At 49.3% G+C, this 20,478-nt stretch carries 15 protein-coding genes; 6 read left to right on the top strand and 9 right to left on the bottom strand.

The window, feature by feature from the left end; translation table 11 throughout:
• Positions 1–54: 54 nt before the first annotated feature.
• From CRG97_RS01210 to CRG97_RS01175, 8 genes are all read right to left on the bottom strand, one after another.
• Entirely contained in the window at positions 55–1,698 is a 1,644-nt protein-coding gene (locus CRG97_RS01210; RefSeq protein ID WP_098741378.1) for a type 2 periplasmic-binding domain-containing protein, read from the bottom strand.
• 95 nt (positions 1,699–1,793) lie between these two features.
• Positions 1,794–2,678, bottom strand: coding sequence for a carbohydrate ABC transporter permease (locus tag CRG97_RS01205; protein ID WP_098741377.1), 885 nt, complete (start codon positions 2,676–2,678; stop codon positions 1,794–1,796).
• Positions 2,679–2,702: 24 nt separating this feature from the next.
• The gene (locus CRG97_RS01200) at positions 2,703–3,692 is read right to left on the bottom strand and encodes an ABC transporter permease (RefSeq protein WP_202618846.1); all 990 of its coding nucleotides are present in this window, start codon (positions 3,690–3,692) and stop codon (positions 2,703–2,705) included.
• A gap of 117 nt (positions 3,693–3,809) precedes the next feature.
• A complete protein-coding gene (locus CRG97_RS01195; protein WP_098741376.1) occupies positions 3,810–4,829 on the bottom strand; it encodes a LacI family DNA-binding transcriptional regulator in 1,020 nt (339 codons plus the stop codon).
• A gap of 177 nt (positions 4,830–5,006) precedes the next feature.
• Positions 5,007–5,819 (bottom strand): phosphotransferase, encoded by an 813-nt coding sequence (locus CRG97_RS01190; RefSeq protein ID WP_098741375.1) that lies wholly within the window; start codon positions 5,817–5,819, stop codon positions 5,007–5,009.
• Positions 5,812–8,031, bottom strand: coding sequence for a DEAD/DEAH box helicase (locus tag CRG97_RS01185; protein WP_098741374.1), 2,220 nt, complete (start codon positions 8,029–8,031; stop codon positions 5,812–5,814). Before CRG97_RS01185 ends, CRG97_RS01190 begins: the two co-directional genes overlap by 8 nt.
• Positions 8,028–9,365, bottom strand: a complete 1,338-nt coding sequence (locus tag CRG97_RS01180; RefSeq protein WP_098741373.1) for an ATP-binding protein — start codon at positions 9,363–9,365, stop codon at positions 8,028–8,030. Before CRG97_RS01180 ends, CRG97_RS01185 begins: the two co-directional genes overlap by 4 nt.
• 62 nt (positions 9,366–9,427) lie before the next feature.
• Positions 9,428–11,401 (bottom strand): TerB N-terminal domain-containing protein, encoded by a 1,974-nt coding sequence (locus tag CRG97_RS01175; protein WP_098741372.1) that lies wholly within the window; start codon positions 11,399–11,401, stop codon positions 9,428–9,430.
• 138 nt (positions 11,402–11,539) lie between these two features.
• On the opposite strand from CRG97_RS01175, the gene CRG97_RS01170 reads away from it, so the two are divergent.
• The 5 genes from CRG97_RS01170 to CRG97_RS01150 all read left to right on the top strand — a co-directional run bounded on the left by CRG97_RS01170 (position 11,540) and on the right by CRG97_RS01150 (position 16,289).
• Positions 11,540–12,202: a M50 family metallopeptidase gene (locus CRG97_RS01170; RefSeq protein WP_098741371.1), complete on the top strand. Its 663-nt coding sequence runs from the start codon at positions 11,540–11,542 to the stop codon at positions 12,200–12,202.
• Positions 12,203–12,416: 214 nt separating this feature from the next.
• Positions 12,417–13,589, top strand: a complete 1,173-nt coding sequence (locus tag CRG97_RS01165; RefSeq protein ID WP_098741370.1) for a phosphotransferase — start codon at positions 12,417–12,419, stop codon at positions 13,587–13,589.
• A 200-nt stretch (positions 13,590–13,789) separates the two neighbouring features.
• Positions 13,790–14,653: an alpha/beta fold hydrolase gene (locus CRG97_RS01160; RefSeq protein ID WP_098741369.1), complete on the top strand. Its 864-nt coding sequence runs from the start codon at positions 13,790–13,792 to the stop codon at positions 14,651–14,653.
• Between the two features lie 189 nt (positions 14,654–14,842).
• Positions 14,843–15,463, top strand: a complete 621-nt coding sequence (locus CRG97_RS01155; protein ID WP_098741368.1) for a class I SAM-dependent methyltransferase — start codon at positions 14,843–14,845, stop codon at positions 15,461–15,463.
• Positions 15,464–15,671: 208 nt separating this feature from the next.
• Positions 15,672–16,289 (top strand): cyclase family protein, encoded by a 618-nt coding sequence (locus CRG97_RS01150; protein WP_098741367.1) that lies wholly within the window; start codon positions 15,672–15,674, stop codon positions 16,287–16,289.
• Between the two features lie 184 nt (positions 16,290–16,473).
• Here the strand turns inward: CRG97_RS01150 and CRG97_RS01145 are convergent, their stop codons facing one another.
• Positions 16,474–19,263, bottom strand: coding sequence for a glycoside hydrolase family 2 protein (locus CRG97_RS01145; RefSeq protein WP_098741366.1), 2,790 nt, complete (start codon positions 19,261–19,263; stop codon positions 16,474–16,476).
• A 147-nt stretch (positions 19,264–19,410) separates the two neighbouring features.
• On the opposite strand from CRG97_RS01145, the gene CRG97_RS01140 reads away from it, so the two are divergent.
• Positions 19,411–20,343 (top strand): ArsR/SmtB family transcription factor, encoded by a 933-nt coding sequence (locus tag CRG97_RS01140; protein WP_098741365.1) that lies wholly within the window; start codon positions 19,411–19,413, stop codon positions 20,341–20,343.
• Positions 20,344–20,478 lie beyond the last annotated feature (135 nt).

The following is a 20,478-nucleotide window of genomic DNA, read 5'->3' as shown; positions in this document are numbered from 1 at the left end:
GGAAAGAGCCCCTTTCCTGTCAAGAAAGGGGCTCTCCCATCCATAAACGTTAACTTATTTCAGCCCCAGCTTCTCTTTGTTCGCCTTCATCTTCTCATTGCGGACTTCGACGATTTTATCCCAGTTGTTATCGTCCAGGAACTTTTTGTATTCGTTCAAGAGGTTGTCGAACGCTGCATCATCCTTGGAACGAATCATGCTGACAAGCGTGGAGTTCCATTTTGTATTGATGGCTGTCAGAGAGCGTGCTTCCGGCGTTCCTTGGTCCGGGTTAATATTCTCCAGAATAAAGTGCGGCGTCAGCTTGCCCTTACCCCATTCCTGCATTTGCTTGATCGCATCCGGAAATGCATCCCCGCTCAGCGCTTTATGACGGTCATGCCCGAAGAACATGAATTCGCCCATGCGGTAATCCTTTTTGAAGGTATCCGGATTGTTCATTTGAAGATCCTTCACGGCAGGGAGAAACTCCACCGTTCCGTCTGCATTCACTTGGTAGGTCTCGCCTTCGATCCCATAGTTCATCAGCATTTGTCCTTCTTCGCTTAACAGGTACGTGAAGAGCTGAATGGACTTGGCAGGATCTGCATTATTTTTCGTAATGAAGCTAATCATCCAGCCGGTGATGCCGGATTGATTCAACATCGGCTTACGCCCTGCCGTGCTTTGTGGTCCGTCAATCGCGATGTACTCTTTCCCTTTATTGTTGCTGTAGAAGCTTTGCAGGTTACCGCCCTGCTGCGGTGTGCCGTCCAGCATGATCGTTGCATATTTGCCCGCTTTGACCTTCTCTTCAAAAGCCGTTCCGTCATCGGCAAAACTGTCATCGCTGATCGCGCCGTCCCGGTACACGCTATTGAACGCTTTCACCCAAGTCAGATAATCCTCATCCAGATTACGGTTATAGAAACCGCCATTCTCCTCCAGCGGCACGCCGATGAAATCCTGCAGCACGTCGCCAAGCGAGCCCGTTCCTTCGCCAATGGAGTTGAAGCCCAGTGGAATCAGAGCAGGAAATTGCTTCTTAATATCAGCGAGAACGGCCTGGAATTCTTCCGGCGTTCCCATGACCGGCTTGCCTAACGCTTCGTAAACGTCCTTACGGATGATAAATGCCGTTTTGGCCGGAATGTTACCGCTGTCATAGTCTTCCTGAGTATTAGAGTAGTTTGGATATCCGTAGGTTTTACCATCCTTCAGTTGGAACCAGTTGAGCGTATCCTGCGCCGCTACCTTATTGAAATAAGGATCATATTTCTCGGCCAGATCGTTCAGCGGCAGCGCCCATGTCGCCGCCTTCTGCACGACCGGGGAGTTGGAGTCAAACGTCGTAATCAGATCCGGCATTTCCCCACCGGCAAAAAACGTATTCAGCTTGGTGTCGTCACCCGTGATGAATTTGATATTGATGTTCAAGTCTTCCTTAATCTTCTTGGTTACAACGTCCTTGCCGAAATCCGTATTCCACCAATCCGCATTTACGTACCACGTAAGCTCGGTTGTCTCTTCTTTTTTATCCAGCTGCCAAGCCGGTGTCTCGGCATTCGGTGTATAACGATCCTCAATTGAAACCCAGTTTTCCTTCTTGGACCCCGATTTCCCGCCCGATCCCCCGCAGCCACTCACAACCAGCACAACTGCCATTAGTGCCGTAATCAGCGTAAGTCCTTTCTTGCCCAAAGCCTTGTTCATCAACATCCTGTAACCCTCCTTTTTAAATAAAAGCGCTTACTTGTTAGACCCCAATCTTTTACAGGCTTGCTTCTGTTCCACTCCTTTAAAGAGCAGCTTCTCTACTCTTTAACAGCTCCGAGCATCATGCCGGAGATAAAATATCTCTGTAATATTGGATACATCACAACAATTGGCAGCGTCGTCACGACAATGGTTGCTAGTTGGACCCCTTTGGTAGTCGTCTGGATCGCGACGGACCCGATGTTTTGCATCGATTGCGTCTGGGACTGCACAATAATCTCATACAGCATCATCTGTAACGGATATAGCGCTTGGTCCGTGATATACAATTTGGTGGTCATAAAATCATTCCACTGCCCGACCCCGTTAAACAAGGCAATCGTCGCCATGGCCGGCATGGAAAGAGGAATGAAGATGCTCAGGAAAATTCTCCAATCGCCCCCGCCGTCGATCTTAGCCGACTCTTCCAGCGAATCCGGCACGTTTCGGAAGAAGTTCATCAGAATAATGACATCGTAAAAGCTTAATAGAGCCGGAATAATGTAAACCCAGAAGCTGTTTAACAGCCCCAAGTCTTTGATTAACAAGTACGTCGGAATCATGCCGCCCGAGAAAAACATGGTGACGACACCCATTGCCACATAGAACTTGCGGCCGCGGACGTATTTCTTACTCAAGCCGTAACCCACCATGGCACAGAAGAACACGTGCGTGATGACACCCATGACGGTTTTGGCCACCGAGATGAAAAAGGCATTCCATATGTTCGCGTCCCTGAACACTGCCTGATAATTCTCAAGCGAGAATTCCGTAGGCCAGAAGATGAACCCGCCCTCGGCAAGGGACCTGCCCGAGCTAAAGGATGAAACGACAACGTTCCATAACGGGACGACAATGATGATGGTAAACGTAACCAGTAAAATGATGTTGATCGTATCAAAGATCCGGCTATCGAGATCCCCTTTTGCTGCTTTCAAATTCACCGTAATACCTCCCTTTTGCATGACCTACAGGACGGATTGATTATCATTCAATTTACTGGTCACTTTGTTGGCCGTAACAAGCAGAATGACGGAGATGATGGATACACCCAAACCAACGGCGGTTGCATATGAGAAATCGCCCTGCGTCATACCCATCCGGTACACGTACGAGTTAATGACTTCGGCCTTTTCCCGGTTCTGCGAATTCATGAGCACCAGGGTCTGATCCAGATTCGATCCCAATAAACCGCTTACAGTTAGGATCAGGTTCAAGCTGATAATCATCTTCATGTTCGGTAAGGTGATGTTCCAAATCTGTCTTAGTCGGCTAGCCCCGTCAATTCTTGCGGCCTCATAGTAGGTCGGATCAATCTTGGCCATGATCGCCAGGTACAGAATCGTTCCCCATCCGGCCTCTTTCCATATATCCGACAAGGTCGCGATCCACCAATATTTACTCGGGTCGAGCAAAATGTTTTGCGGCTGCGAGATCAGGCCCAGACCAAGCAATATCTCGTTGAACAAGCCGGATGTCGAGAACCAGGTAATGAGCATGCCGCCCAATACGATCCAAGACAAGAAGTGAGGCAGATACGACACGGTTTGGACGAATTTTTTGAAACGCCCCATGCCGACCTCATAAATCATAATGGCCAGAACGATCGGAATGACAAAGCCGATCGCCAATTTCAAGAAGCTGATGCCCAGCGTGTTAACGACGGAATCCCAAAAATACTTGTCCGACAAAATAATTTTGAAATTATCCAGCCCCACCCACGGAGCGGAATCCAGCGTATCGATAACGGTGTAGTTCTTAAACGCAATCGTCAAACCGTAAATCGGGATGTAGCAGAAGATAAACATGAAGATAACGCCGGGAATGATCATCGATTGAAGCTCCCATTGCCGCTTGTAATCGATGAAGAATTCCTTGATCCTCTGCCCCAACGGCTTCCTTCCGGTTGGTTGAACCGGGCTCGTGCCGGTTGACTGAACTGCAGCTGTTTTGCTCACCTCTTAGCCTCCTTTGATCAAAAACCGCATAAAAACGTTTTTATTTCGGGCGAAAAAAACCCCTGATTTTTTAAAATCATTTTAAAAAACCGACTTGGTGTGATTTCTTTTCTTCGCTTAACCCGATTCATTCCGATTCATCTTCACATGACTGGAGCCGCGAACGACCAACTCCCCTGGAAGCTTCTGAATCTTGCCCTTCTCTTTCTTCTGAATCATGCGCACCAGATGATCCACGACCAGAATCCCCTGTCTGGCAATCTGATTGCGTACGGTCGATAAAGGTGGCGTAAAATACTGCGCGATATCGATATCATCGAAGCCCACGACACTGACGTCCTGCGGAACCTCGTATCCATGGGACTTCAAAGCCCGAATGCAGCCGATGGCACTCACGTCATTACCGGCAAGAAAAGCATCCGGCACTTTCCCGGGGTGTAAGTGAAGAAACGATTTGACGGCGTTATAGGAACCTTCTTCCTCAAAATAGCCCTGCAGTATGTAGTCTCCGTCGATCGGGAACTGGCACTCACGGAGCGCAGCCAGATATCCTTCCTTCCGCTGAACGCTGTCAAACATCGTATCCACGCCGGAAATGTAGGCGATCTTCTTATGCCCCAGGCTGATCAGGTACTTGGTTGCTTCATAACCGGCTACGTAAGAGTCGAATATGATGCTGCCCATCGTCTCATTCTGAACCTCGCGATCCAGGAAAACGGCCTTAATCTTGTCTTTCTCCATAGCGGCGATGTCTCTATCGTCGATCTTCAGCTCTTCGAAAATAATGACGCCATCCACCCGGCCGCCCATAATATTGCTCATAATCACCTGTTTATCCTTCGTCACAAACACGTTCAAGCCATAACCCAGACGGTCACATTCCCGTGACATCGACTCCACCAATGTGTAGAAGTAAGGCCCTGACACGCTTGTTGTAAAGAAGCCCAGCATCTTGGTCTTCCCCGACTTCAACAGCTTTCCGTTCAGGTTAGGTACATAATTGAGCCGTTCTGCCACCTTCAGCACATGGGATTTGGTCTCCGGGTTCAATACATCTACATCATTTAATGCATTCGAAACCGTAGAAATGGAAACTCCGGCTTCTCTTGCCACATCCTTGATTGTTACTTTACCCATATAACCATTCCATTCTTCCTTTGCGATAAAAACGTTTTTATGTACATAAGTTACCATACATGTGAGGTGAACACAATGCTTTTTTGGAAGGGGTTACAAATATTTTTTTCGATTATACCCAACAACCCTTGGGAGATAGATATGAAAAAAAGCAGGCACTCTTCAAAGCGGTACCCTTCATCGGTACCACTCTTCAAAGTATGCCTGCAGAAATTGAATCTCTTTTTCGTAATGGGCCACATGCCCCTCATCGATCATTCTCTGGTATGCCTTGTTGCCTTGTGCCGCACCGGTTGTGAGTGTATCGCATAATGCCTCGATGCGTCTTATAGTCCACTCTTTCATGTTGGGAGGCGGTGCTATGCCATAAGACTTAAAGAACAGCGATATTCTATGAGTGCGATCTGCAGCATGGTATTCCGATTGATAAGGTATCGATGTCCCTGTAGTGTAATTTATTGCAAAGCTTGCTAGCGGGACTGAGGTGTACAGCATATAAACCATGTCCCAGATTCGTGGACCTGGTGCAGCCATATCAAAATCGATTAACGCAACCGGTACCTCGTCTCTAAACACGATATTGTACAAAGCGGCATCATTGTGACAGATCACTTCATCGTCCCATTCCTCCGAAGCCTGAGAGTTATGCGCAGCCTCCGGTTGGATTGAAGTTGTTGCAAAGCCTTGTACGGCGTCATGATAACGCCGTAACAACGCTGCACTCTGGATAAGAGCCTGGTCCGACCATATATAGGGTTTAAAATCAGGATATTGATTTCCCGGCACCTCTCCAGGAATGAAGGACAAGATCTCGCGACCGCTATGATCAATACCTATGAACTTGGGGGCGCCTTCAAAGCCCTGCTTCTCCAAGTGTCGGAGCAAGTCATGCACGAAAGAACTCCATTTAGTCGTACGGTGAACGTTATTACCGATACGTACCACTTCGTTAACATTACCACCAGGAAGTACTTCTTCCTTCTCACACATCCATAGCTCCCCTTCCCGCTGCTCCATGTGCCATTCCCAGCACCTCAGCCAGTCCTTCCAGATCCAATCCGTCGGCGGCAAAAGCGGTGCGAACGAGTTTCGGCGGAACGAACTCGTCATATTTGCCGAGATACGGCGCTTCATCCGGATCGAGGAGCGCGCCTGCGTCCTCGCAATCCATCAGTTCCTTCTTAATTTCCTCCATCAGCCTCTTATTATCGACCTTACCCGCGACAACCATATAATACGGCTCCATCGGCACGATGGAGCGCAGCGCCAGCCGCTCGGACAGATTATGCTTCAGCAATCGTTCCAGCGTGCGGAACTGTTTGCTGCCCGCCCAAGGCAGGATGAACAGGGAGTCGCCGCCCGCCGGTATGACCACCTGCTTCAGCAGTCCGCTTTCCCGGGCGAGACGACGAGCCCGTTCCAGACGATTCACCGCGCCCGGCGCCAGATACGGATAGATAGCGCTGTCGGCCAGCACCTCACGCATCTTCTGCACCACGCGGGTATGCACATCGCCGCCTGCACCGAGCCACAACGTATCGACCTTGCCTTTGGCCGACTTCACATACAGGGCCTTATGCTTCGTATCGACTTCCTCCACCTTCCACAGCTTGCCCGCGAGCGAGAAGCAGTAGCCCGGCGGCGGCACGGTCGTAATCGATCCGATTTCTTCGGACCCGTTATATACGACATGCTCTTCATCGTCCTTAAACACCGCGTAGAAACGGTAGTTGTTCACGATCTTCTCCCCGCCAAGGCCAATGATCAGACTGCCTTCTTCCGTCCGCTGGATATGATCGGTTTGGAGCAAATACTGCAAGAACTCCTTGTATTCCTCCGGCTCAATGCCGCGGAAAGCCGGCAGTGTCAGCACCGCTCTCGCCAGATCCGGCGGCTCAGCCTCGCCCATGCTCTTGAGCGTGCTCATCGTCTGATGATAAAGCACGCCCACCGGCTTTTTCCGCAGGGCCAGCGGTTCGACCCACTTCTCGCGAATATACAGCTCAATGACCGCAATGGCCCGGAGCAGCATCCATGGCATGCGCGCAGGCAGCATAGCCTCCTCGTCCTCGTCCTCCGGACAGAGGAACATCATCTCGGAGGCCTGATCCCCGCGCCGGCCCGAGCGGCCGAGCCGCTGAACGAAGCTGGAGCAGCTGTACGGCGCGCCCAGCTGGATCACCCGCTCCAGCTCGCCGAGATCGATGCCGAGCTCCAGCGTCAGGGTGGCTGCCGCAACCGCTGGCCCCGGACCTTCGCGGAGCGCGGCCTCGGCTTCCTCGCGCAGCATGGCGGAGATGCTTCCATGGTGCACATGGAAGACATCCCGCTGCTCGCGCTTGGCGGCAATCCGCCGCAGCTCGAGCGTGGTCAGCTCGGCATCCGAGCGGCTGTTCGTGAAGACCAGCGCTTTTTTCAGATGCGTGTTGTCGTATACGAAATCGTAATAGGCTTTACGAGCAAGCTCCAGCTGCTCCGCCTGCTTCTCATCCCGCGCATCCGGGAAGGAGAAATGCTCGACCGACAGCCGCAGCTTCCGTCCCCCTTGCGGTGCGATGACTTCGACCGCATTCTTCGTGCCCGCACCCAGCCAGCCGGCTGCGGTCTCGTAATCGCTAAGCGTTGCCGACAGCCCGATGCGGCGAGGCGAGCAAGAAGCCATCCGCTCGATCCGGGTCAGCTGGCTCAGCACCTGAATGCCCCGATCAGCTCCCATAAAGGCATGAACTTCGTCAATGATGACATACCGCAGATCCTGGAACAGCGCCGGGATGGCGTTCGGCCTGTTCATGAGCAGCCCCTCGAGCGATTCCGGCGTAATCTGCAGCACGCCGGACGGCTTCTGCATCAGCTTGGTTTTCTCGGCCTGGGACACATCGCCGTGCCAATGCCATACCGGCACCTGTCCTTCCTTCAACAGATCGGTGATGCGTTCAAATTGGTCGTTAATCAGCGCCTTAAGCGGCCCGATGTACAGGATCCCGACCGAACTGGAAGGCTCGTTGTACAGCTCCGTCAGCGCCGGAAAGAACGCGGCTTCGGTCTTGCCCGATGCTGTACCAGAAGCAATCAGCAGATGATTGGGCGTATCGAACAGGACGCGGCAGGCTTCCACCTGCGCCTCGCGGAGCGTATCCCATCTTTTTTTATAGATAAACTCCTGAATGAACGGGGCCAATCTGGAAAAAGGGTTTGCATTCATAATTCAAACTCCGCCAGCAGATCGTCCAAATCGTCCGAAGCCGTTTCGTTTGTCCCTTTGCCCTGCGGCTGCGCTGCAGCCCGCTCGCCTAGCAGTTCTTCAAACGTGGCCTCCGGATGCTGATGCAGCGTATGCAGCAGATCCATGAAATCCCGCACCACCTCGCGTGTGGTAAGCAGCTCCTCAGCCCCCAGCCGATTCACGGCCGTCTGCATGAATGCGATGAGCTGATCATCCGTTAACTGCGCTTCATATTTGAAGTGCAGAGCGTGAATATCCCGCAGCTTTTGCAGGAGGATCAATATCTCCTCATACGACAGCATGTCCAGCTTCAAAATGGGCGAGGTGTAGGTTTTCAGCGAACCACTGCCGTAACGCCCGTCAATCAGGCGGGAGCGCAGCGCGTCATAACTGAACAGCCCCCGGCGCTCATCCTCGACAAACTGCGGCGTTCCGCCCATGTAGATGCCCAAATGCTCCGCTTTACCCTGCATCGTGTCGTTGAACATGGTCAGCAGCTTCTCGTAGTTGCTCTGACGAGACACGCTGTTGGTGATTTTGTAGAGGTTAACCCCTTCGTCTATGAACAATAGCAATCCCTTATAGCCGATGGCAGCCGTGAATTCCGACCACAGCTTCATATACTCGTACCAGTTGTCGTCATCGATAATGACCCCAACGCCAAGGTCCTTGCGCGCCTCCGTCTTCGTCGGGACTTCCCCGCGGAGCCAGCGCAGCGCTGCCCCTTTGCGGTCATCGTCACCAAGCTTATAGCCGTTCCAGTAAGCAGCCAGCACCTTCGCAAAATCAAACCCGTGCACCAGATTCTGCATGCCGTTTGTCACCGCATAGATCTGCAGCTCCACCCGATCGTTCAGGGCAGGATCATCCGGGCGCATGCCCGTCTCCTGCATGATGTCCTGCTGGATCGCGGCGATCCATTTCTGCAAAATGGCCTCCAGCGCGCCCCCGTCCGGACGCGTCCTCGTGGACAGATGGGTCATCAGCTCACGGTAAGTGGCAAGCCCTTGCCCTTTCGTGCCCACAAGCCGCCGCTCCGGCGACAGATCCGCATCCGCCACCACGAAATCGCGGTCCATCGCGTAGTTCCGGATGATCTGCAGCAGGAAGCTTTTCCCGCTTCCGTAGCGGCCCGTAATCAGGCGGAAGGCAGCGCCGCCCTCGGCGATATTATCCATATCGCGCAGGATCGACTCCACCTCCGGCTTCCGGCCGACGGCGATGAACTCAAGCCCCACCCGCGGCACAACCCCTGCCGTTAAAGAGTTTACGAGGGCCGTTGTGAGCCGTTTCGGTATTTTTAGTTCCGTCATAGTTCCACCTCTTTCAAGCATCTTACAAGCATAATGAGTCCAATCAATTTCAATCCGCTCGGTTATACGGACTTCAATGTCTCCAGCATATCTATATAATCATCCGCAATGGCCTCTCCATCGATCAGAAGATCGCCGATGGTATCCATCGCGGCCTCATTGATCTCATCGAGCAATAACGCCGGCATAGAACCGGCCTTCTCCGCAATTTGCTGCAGTCTCGGACGGTTCGGTCCCGCCTTGAGGGCGTGAAGAACTTCTAGGTGGATGGGATTGAGACGCTCTGCAAGCTCCTGCCATTCCTCATCCTCTACCTCCCATTGCCACGACTGCTCTCCTACTGTAGGCATCACTGTAAGGGCATCTTCATCTACAACGTGCGGGGCCATAACATGGATAAGGCCAGCTTCAGATGAATGCTCTTCTAGAGGAGCCATGGATTGCAGCGAACGTTCATCAGTGCTCCCTGACGGCTCCATAAATCTTCCGTTAACTGCTTCTAATTCCGATTGTTCCGTGTTCACGGAACGAACGATGCCATTTGCTTCATCAAGCTGATCACGCACCTCTATGGCGTCGGGCTCATAAGGATCCGCATCAAAATCCATCACCGCCTGGAACACGTCCGGTTTCTTTGTCGCCGATTTTCGGGAGGAGCGACCCTTGGAAAGCACGGCCATGTTAGTGCTTGTTCCCGCATCTTCGGAGTGGCCCGAAGAAGCTCCAACTGATGGAGCAGACCCCAGTGCCGGCTGGCTGTTGACCACTTCAGCCTGCTGCCCCGCTTCCTCCGTAAGCAGCATGTCGCGGACCTGGTCCGACTCCCGCTGTAATCTGCGCAGCTTCCCCGTGTCGATCTGAACCTCCGGTATCGCCTGTTTGCGCTGAGCCTCCAGCTGCTCCTGAACCTCTTTTTTCAAATAACGGGTAATGATCTCTTCCACTTCGGGCTCAACCGCATCCACGCCGCGCAGCCGTCCCTTGAAGCCTCTCAATTCCCGCAGCTTATTCTCGGTCAAGCGAACCAGCCCCGTTATATAAGAGCGCAGAGGAGCGTACTCGCTTAAGGACACTACCGTCAGCACGACGTTTCGCCCGTATAACCCATGATCGTACACCGCGCTGCGGAATAAATGCCGTTTCACCTGCCGGGGCCGTGGTTGAAAGCGGTCGATGAAGCGCTGCCCCTTCATTTTGGCTAAGTAACTGTCCACGAGTGCAATCACCTTCGGGGCGTACTGTTCCAGGTCCTTGCGGCCACTCTCCTGGTAAAAACGGCTCTTCTCCACGTCATAATCCAGCAAATCCAGCAGCAGCTCCCACGTCAGCTCCACGGGCTGGAGAGAGAACCGACGCTTCCATTCCTTCTCCTTTAGCTCAGCGGATAAAACGCGCGGGAAGCGCTGATACGTTTCCCGGATCGGCATATCCAGGCCATGCACGATCATAAAATCATATAGCCACTCCCGCAGGTACGTATCCAGCTTGGCATAGCGCTTCCGGTAGGCTGTCCACGCCTGCTCCATCAATGCATAGCCCTGCTGGGGATCGCTCCAGCCCACGCCATGGATCAGCTCGTAAAAATAGACAAACAAATAGGATAAGTCCGTATCCGGGTACCGCCCGGATCTTACTTCCTCCCGCCAGTAAAAATACCATTTGAACTGGTCGCTGGCCATCTGGTCGTAGGTCGGCCAATAGCTTTTGAAGGCTACAAAAGGGGCCTCTCCCTCTACATGCCATCCGAGCTCCCTTGCCTTTTGCACGAATTGCTGCTCCTTGGTCACGTAGCGGAAGTCCTCGCCCCAATTCATATCCAGCGGCTGCTGAGGCTTCACAATCAGGGATTCCTTCGTTGCTGCAGCAGAATCAACGGGTTCCTGCCCCTGATGATCTGATGGCTTGTCCAGTAACGAGACGTCCTGCTCGTCGCCGGCCAGCTCAAATTCAGCAAAACGAATCCCTTGGTCATTCACGAGCGTAGTATGTCTTATATGTTCTATGTGATTGTCGTTGTTAGGCTTATCGTTTTTCATCGAATATGAACCTCCGTCACAACTTCAATTATACCATTTAACCTATAGGGACTAACCGGTTTTCACATGTTTCTCATCTGTATTATAATGGACGGAATGATAGTCTAGCGAATGACTTTATGCTGAAAGGACCTTCGAATGAATAAATGGCTGAAAGCATTGTTATTTCTAGTGGGTGCGGCTATTCTGACAAGGCTGATCCCCTTCTCTTCCTGGTTCCGCATCCTGGATACGATGATCCATGAGCTGGGGCATGCCGTCATGACCCTACTGATGTCGGGGCGCGTGCTCAGCATCGAGCTGAATCCCGATCACAGCGGCGTGACCTATTCCATGCTGGCTTCTGGTGGCTGGAGTCCGATTGTGGTCTCGCTTGCAGGCTATATGTCGGCATCCCTGTTCGCCATTCTGATGTTCTACGGCTATGCCAAGAGAAAACAGGCCACCGGCCTGATCACCATTACCGTGCTTGCCCTCATTATGATCATCTTCTTCGTTCGCGCCGGCTATGGATTATGGTGGCTCATTATTTTTATGATCGTGAATCTGATCTTCTATTTCCTCGGCGAGAAGGTCCGTAATTTCTACTACCTGCTGCTCGCCTTTCTCGTGCTGGAAGAATCCGTAGTCGGTCCGCTAACCCTCCTGACCATGGCGCTGACCCAGCCCAAGCAAGCAGGCGACGCCTCCAACCTGGCCAACATGACCGTGCTCCCGGCCTTTGTCTGGGCGCTGCTGTTCCTGCTGTTCTCCCTATGGTGCGCGAAGATGACGCTGCAGTTGTTCTGGAAGAAGCGATGAAACAGGTTAGTCAAAAGACAGGCAAAAGAAGCCAGTGTTATCCAACCTTCGGATGATGCTGGCTTTTTTATAAGGCTTGATTTTCATTTGAAGCAACCTTATCGGAGATGGAGCAGGATTGACCTCCTCTTTGTCTAATATACATGTATGTGTATGTTAGACGAATTCGTTATAGGAAATCAGCACGAGAATAGAGAGAGGGGTGATTCTTAAAATGATAATAAACAATAGCACAAGCTTACCTATAGAGAAAAAAATAGACCAACTTTATGCTAGTATTCATAAGTTGATCGGTGACATAGTTTTTGAGATAGATGCCTTAACATGCGAAGCTTTAGAAAATGAAACTTTGAATTTTACTACAAAAGGTATATATCATTTATTCGGTTTCTTAAAAACTAACAATGAACAACAGCCATGGTCTATTATTCTAAAAGTAATCAAGCCAGATAGTGAAGAAAAGGACGATATCCAACATCACAATTACTGGTGCCGTGAGGCGCTTTTGTTTGAATCCAAGCTCCTTGATCATCTTTCTGAATATATCAAAACTCCAAAAACTTATCTTGTTGAAGAACAGAATGATGGAACTATCTGGTTATGGATGGAGCGGGTAAATGGGTGTTTTGCAAATTCAAAGGAGCAATTCGATTTTATTGCTAACCGACTTGGCATGTTTAACGCAGAATATCTTACTGTAAAAGCAATACCAAACGAATCATGGGTCTGTAAAAGTTGGCTTAAATCGTGGACAACCTCAAGTCGAATGTATGCGCCTAACCCAGAGTCATACATAAACCAGATACAAGATCAAGAGGTAAAGTATATTTGGGACTGGTTCAAAAAACTAACTGAAGAATTAAATGAAAAGTTGGCTTCTCTCAGCAATTTGCCTCGTGTGTTAGCACATCAAGACTTAGGACAAAAAAATATGTTTTTAACTCCAAACGAACAAGTGGTGCTCATTGATTGGCGGTTCATGAGTATCTCAGGTATTGGAGAAGATCTCGGTAAGATGTTTGGTGTAAATATGAGCCTTGGAATCATTCCTACGGATCAATACGAAGATTATCGAGATTCTTTGTTTTACTCCTACATTAAAGGAATGAGGGAAATGGGGTGGGAAGGGGATGAGAGATTAGCTAGATACGGTTATTGTATAAGTACCGCTTTACGAAGCATCTGGGAAGTGCCCCAGCTCTGCTCGTTAGCTGCTCAGTTAGAAAGTAATCCAACTAACCCTAAACTTCAAGATAGAGTGTATCAGCTAAAACAAATAATTAATATACATAAAGTAATGGAATATGAAGCGAATTCATTAAGAGAACATATTGGCATTCTCATAACACAGTATTCACGCTGCGGACCTGACGGCCCTTTGGTCTGAAAGGCTTTTAGGGGAAGTGAAATCAGCAAACAACCCTGCGAGGCTTGTTAGAGGCCATAAAATCACTTTATATCCCTGATTATCTATTTAAAGATGCTTTTCAGAAAAACTCTCAGCTAAGTTGAACAGCGATATGCTGATTCATACTTTTTAATATATTTATTTCTGATAAGAATATCAGAAATAGGACGGAGCAATTAATGAATTCAATCTTTAAAAATGAATTAGGTGAAAAAGAATACTATCTTTGTTACGAGAAAAGTTTAGATATGTTTGACATGGAATATACATCACGATATATCCCGACAACATTCGGAGAAACACATCTCCTATGCTTCGGTGATACGAGTAAAAAACCATTGTTGCTTTTGCATGGAATGACAATGAGCAGCACGATGTGGTATCCCAATGTGAAACAGCTCATTCAAGAACGCTGTGTATATGCCATTGATATCGTGGGCGATTTCGGCAAAAGTAAACCAGCAGTTGCAATAAAAAATAGGCAAGCAGTAGGGCATTGGTTACTTGAAGTTTTGAATGCACTGCAATTTAATAAGGTAGATTTGGCAGGTCATTCGATGGGAGGATTCTTATCGTTAAATTTTTCGCTTGCATATCCGGAACGTGTGTCAAAGTTAATGCTTTATGCCCCTGCTGGCTCTTTCCATAATGTAAGTTTAAAATTCTTCTCGAAGATATACCCTGCATTATTGTTTCATACTGAGTATTGGATTAACAGGGCTTTTAGATGGTTCTCTGGCAAAGGGGAGTTATTAGACCCTGTATTTCACGCTCAAGTCATCGCGGGTTATCGCCATGCTAAACCGCTTCTCCACGTGATGCCATCCGTATTTGCTAAAGAAGAATTTAATAACTTCCAAATTCCTACTTTGTTAATTATAGGAGACAAAGAGGTAATATACCCTGCAAAACAGGCAATTGAAAACGCAAAAAAATTAATTTTCAATCTGGAGATCCATTTAATCGCTGGGGCCTGCCATTCACTAACAATGGAGCATGCAGGAATCGTAAATGAAATAACGATTCATTTCCTAAAAAAATGAGATTACTCCAATGGTGAAATTTGCTATTACAACTATCTCATTAGTTAGAGATTACAAGATTTATGGATATTGAAGGATGTAAAGATTTAAAAGAAGCAGAAGAGATATTGCAATTCATATAAATGATTCAGGATGCAGATATGGACTATCTTAGTAAAGATCATTAATCACACTCAGGAGAGCCAACTAATGAATAACAATTGGAATAAAATTATTTATAAAATCTGGTCCCCCATTTACGATAAAATTTTCAATTCAAACATTTTTCTCCATGCACGTAAACAAATATTTCAAGAGACTCCCTTCAATAACACACACAAGATACTTTTTGTCGGCGTAGGCACAGGAGCTGATTTAGAGTTATTGAACCATAATGCTTTAGATATAACAGCTATAGATTTTTCACCAGATATGTTGAGAAAAGCAAGAGCGAAATTTAAGAATTCTCGCATTAAGTTTTTAGAAATGGACGCTCAAAATATGGCATTTAACGATATGTCGTTTGACTATGTGGTTGGAAGTCTAATTCTTTCCGTAGTACCTGATGCTGACAAGTGTTTTCAAGAAATGGGTAGAGTTTTAAAACAAGAAGGAAGAATCGTTATTTTCGATAAGTTTACCCCTAGTAACAATAAACTCTCGTTATCAAAAAAGTTGTTTAGACCACTCATTAAGGTCTTAGGAACAGATATTGGATTGAATTTTGAAGAGTTATACCTAAGAAATAATAAAAATTTAAGTATAGAAGAAGATAACCCCGTCATGCTGAACGGGATGTATAGAAAAATAGTTGTTAGAAAAATCAGTTGACATCTATACAAGATTATTCTTGATCGGTGGTTGAGTTTATGGGAGAGGCGTGTAAGCACTTGATTGTCCTGATTGTGGGCAAGAAAAGCTCGTGGTGAATTTTTATATGGATTGGGATTAGGGCGTATATCTAGGCCAAGCGAGTTTTAATACTGAAATATTCTAGGAAATCTTCGCAATGATAAGAAAAAAAGAATGAGGGATATCAATGAAGCTTATAGATTTGACTCACATGATCCAAAGTCAGCTACCTGCGTATCCTGGTGACAGTGAGATGGAATTAATACAAACAAAAAACCTGATGACAGATGGTTACTGTAATCATCAATTAACCATCAATATGCATACTGGAACACATATTGATGGTCCTATGCATTTAATGAATTCAGATCAATACTTATGTGACTTCCCGTTAGAATCATTTATTGGGAGAGGAACATTGTTGAATGTCTCTGGAATGAATCGAATCGATTATAAGGATGAATACGAGCATTTGATAAATGAAGGAACAATATTGATTCTTTATACAGGACACAGTATCTACTTCAGGCAAGAGAAGTATTTTACTGAATATCCAACTTTAACGAAAGAGTTTGCTGAATTGGTGGTTCGAAAGAAGATAAAAATGATTGGGTTGGATACACCATCACCCGATAAGTTTCCATTTGAAATTCATAAATATCTATTTGATAATCAAGTGCTTTTAGCTGAGAATCTAGTGAATGTTGATCAGTTATTGAATCTAAAATCTTTTGAGATTATAGCATTACCGCTACTTATAAAGACAGATTCTGCGATTGCTCGTATTATTGCACGCACAGACTAAGTGAGGAAAGAGAGCGGCGTTAATTTCAAAGAAGGCTAGAATACCCGATAACACCCTATCTCCACCTCAGGGCCGAGTCGAAAAATCTCCATACAAAATGGGCTGCCCGGCACGTAGTTATTCACTACAAATGGACAGCCCACTTACTATTATGTGTTACATTAATGGTTTATATTTGCCATGATCACCGGCACCGCACCAACAAATCGATCGGATAGCGGCCTGCATTCCGACCATACAGACTGATGCCGCCTTCCTCGGCCCGCAGCTCCAGTCGGAAGCTGCGCTTGCGGTCAAGCTCTGCCGCGAGTCTTCCCGGTACCTGTGCCTGGCACAAGTATCCGTACGAACCGGCCTCTTCCAGAAGGTTGTTGACCGGCTGATAGTGCCACGACAGAACGCCTCGGCTATCGGCAGGATCATCTGCGAGCACAGCCTCGCCGATTTGAACATCGTCCACCCACACGGATACACGGGATTCATGCAGCTCTTCATCCGTCATATAATAAGTGCTTGGGTTATACTCCACGTCTGCCGACGCCCCGTGCATAAAGTCGATTCCGTGCGTGCGATGCCGTGCACCCTCGATATTTCTGGCTAATAAGCGTTTCGCGCCAGCCTCGAAGAAAATCTCGATATCGCGGATCAGCGGCTGTTCGTCATGATCCGGCAGCTGCACCTCATAGACGAATCGGCCCTCTCCGCCGCCATTCACTTTGGAGCCTTGAAGCGCCTCCCACATGTTGGCGAAGCTTTGCTCACGGAATGTGTTAACCGGGATGCTTATGGTTCTGCCTTCCACTCCAACATTCCCCTGTCCCTCTCCGCCACGCACGTCAAACGTCGTAAAGTTGCGCGTTACCACACCGTTCGCTGCATTCACGAGGCGAACTCCGAGGATCGCAACTGCATCCGTCTTCGGCATGCGAAGCTTCAATTCCGTTAGTGGCGTAACACCGTAGCCTTCCCAGGCCACTTCCAGGGTCCCTTGATCAGTTACAACCTTCGTTCCGAGCTGATCATAGGATAATTCCCAAGCCAGAATAAGCTTCTGTCCATGGTATTGATCCGAATAACTGGAGCGCAGCAGCGGTATGACGGCCTCAGCCCCTTGCTCCAGCGTCTGGCAAGGCGGTGCGTCAATCACGATGAAGTCCGGCGTGTGCAGGTCCGCGATCGTCATGCCCGGCACAAAATCCTCATACCCGAATTTTTTGTCCGTCCCATCCAGACGGTAGTAGCCGTTGAATTCGTTTGTCACGTCACGGAATTCCGTAAATACGAAACCGCACAGCTTATCATGGCGCCGGAATTCGTTCAGCATGTAATGGTAATGCCACGCGAGATCGCTGTCCCCGGCTCCTCCGTCAATTCCCCACACGTTTCCACATTCGCTGTTCATGAGCGGAGCATCGCCTTGCTGATTGCCGCCGATATAGTTATGTTCGGATCCCGGATGAGTCTTCTGGACAATCTCCTCGATATGATTGCGCAGCGGTTCATACCCATTGATGTAAAAATGCCACGTGTTGATATCCGTCTCCACATGATCGTAAGCGCATGGAGAATTGTCCTCCACAATCCGAGTCGGGTCCAGCTCCTTGGCCCATCTGTATTTCTCCCTTACCCATTCCTGCGTCTCCGGAAGATAGTAGCTGTGCTGCTCCTCTCCGCCCGTTAAACCCGTCGTTTTACTGTCGGTACGGAGTCCCCAAGTTTCGTTAAACATAACCCATGAAAAAATCGACGGATGATTCCGGTCCCGCTCAATCACTTCCTGCGCTTCGCGTTCATAGGCAGAACGCGCCGTTTCATCCGGATTACCCCAGAAGCATGGCATATCCTCCATTACCAGAATCCCAAGTTTATCCGCCCAATACAGCTTGCGGGGCTCCTCCGGCTTAATATGAATTCGCACGAAGTTCAGTCCAAGCCGTTTCATCAGATAGATCTCGTCCCGCATCTCCGTATCCGTCGGGTAGGTGAAAAATCCCGTCTGGTGGTAGGATTGGTCCAGCGTCCCGTTTAAATAGATCGGCTTTCCGTTGAGCGTAATCCAGCGATAATCCCGTCCGTCGAACTTCGCCGTTCCGATCTCGCGTATGCCAAAATAAGTATGGACGACATCTTCGCCGGATGAACCGGCCAGACGCAGCTCCCCTTCGTATAAATGAGGGGTTTCGGGACTCCACAGCCGCGGGTCGTGGACTTGGAATACCGTTGTCCGTTCATTCGCGCCTTCTTGCAGCTCCCACTCCACCTGATGCGTAACCGAGCCCTCCGCAAACGAGAGTTGGAGTGTCACTGGGCCTGCTTCTTGAGCCTGGATCTTGGATTTCAATTCGATCTGACCGTCAATGGAGGTTGTAAAGATTGCTTGCTCCAAGTAGGTTTGGGGGCTGGCCTCCAGCCAAACCGGCTGCCAAATGCCCCTGATCTCGCCATACCCCTGCTTCCCTCGGGCTTGGTAATTGTGGTCGAAGTCCTCTGCACGCACAACGATCGTATTATCTTTTGCCGAATCCCACACTGTTGTCACGTCAAATTCAAAGGCTCCGTAGCCGCCTTGATGCGAGCCGACATGCTTGCCGTTGACCCATGCATCACACAGATAATCCACGGCGCCAAACCGCAGAAAGATTCGGGACTGCTTCTTCGCCGGCTCCCATTTCACGGACCGACGATACCAGCCTACCCCCTTCTCGTTACGCTCAATACCGGACAAGGGACTGACCCAAGAGAACGGCACCGTAATCTCTGAGGTAAAAAGGCTGGTGTCTCCGCCCTGCAAGCCAGTAGCGTCATCACCGGCGCTCGTACCTGCCTGCTGTCGTACATTACCTGATCCTTCCGTATCGAGCCGGAACGACCACTGGCCGTTCAAATTCAGCCAATCTTTTCGTTCAAAATCCGGTCTGGGGTACTCCGCGCGCGGAATTTCCGTGTGAATGGAGGGTGCTACAGGAGTCTTCATGAAGCGAACACAACCTTTCCTTTTTCTGAATTTGCCCCTATTCTAGCATCTGTATATAATAAATGCAATGTACATTATACTTTTACAATATATCGAATTTATTGTACACTTGGAGTCACTACAACTCTTCAGTAAAGGAAGGGGATTATGAACGAATCGAAGCTGGAAACCAACCGTTATCCGGCATCCCGGATCGTGGAAGTAGCCAAAGCCCTATCCAGTGATGTCCGTGTCCGCATCCTTGAAGCGCTCGGCGATAAACCGATGAGTGTCGGTCAGTTGGCGGAGGCGCTTGGGATTGCGCAGCCTACGGTGTCCATTAATGTCCAGATGCTGGAGCAAGCGGATCTGATCGTCTCTTCGCAAGGAGCGAATCGGGAAAAAATCTGCGCCGTCACCTGCCGCTCCATTTTTCTCGAACTCCCCTCGAAGCCCGGCGAGGGGCTGCAGCGCACGGAAGAAATCCACATGCCGATCGGTATGTTCTCCCACTGTTTCATCGAGCCAACATGCGGTATGGCAGCTCGGGACGGATCTCTGATCGGGTCCCCTGACGACCCGCGCGCCTTTTACATGCCGGAACGAACGGAGGCTGCGCTGCTCTGGTTCTCGGGATCAGGATATATCGAATATTATTTTGCGAACCCTATGCCGCCCGGAGCGGCTCTTGATGAGCTGCGCATCCGCGCGGAGCTTAGCTCCGAGGCGCCTTCCTTCCAGCAGGATTGGCCATCCGACATCACCGTTAGCATCAACGACCTCCCTGTAGGCACTTGGACAAGTCCCGGTGATTTTGGTGATCGCAAGGGGAAACTCACCCCGGATAAATGGAGAAGCGGCAGTGAGTACGGCATGCTGACGGAATGGCGCGTAACCAAGCAAGGCAGCCAGGTCAATGGCCACGAGTCCAGCACCACGACCATCGAATCGCTGGAGCTTGCCTTTAACCGGCCCATCCGCGTCCGCTTTGAAGTGAAGAAAGACGCCGAGCACCCGAACGGCCTGAATCTATATGGTTCGGGTTTCGGAGATCATCCGCAGGATATCATCCTGTCTTTTGTGCGGTACACGGAAGCCTAACAGCCGACCACAGCCAGAAGAAGCAAGGCAAAGCAAAGCGAGGCAAATCTAATAATCAACCGAATGAAGACAAAAAAGGCTATCCCATGTCACCTCTCTTGGCGACTATGGAATAGCCTTTTTGGGATATTTAAT

This window comes from Paenibacillus sp. EZ-K15 (assembly GCF_002573715.1).
In the GTDB taxonomy this organism is placed as follows: Bacteria; Bacillota; Bacilli; order Paenibacillales; family Paenibacillaceae; genus Paenibacillus_AQ.
This window is presented reverse-complemented; position numbering and strand designations above follow the sequence as displayed.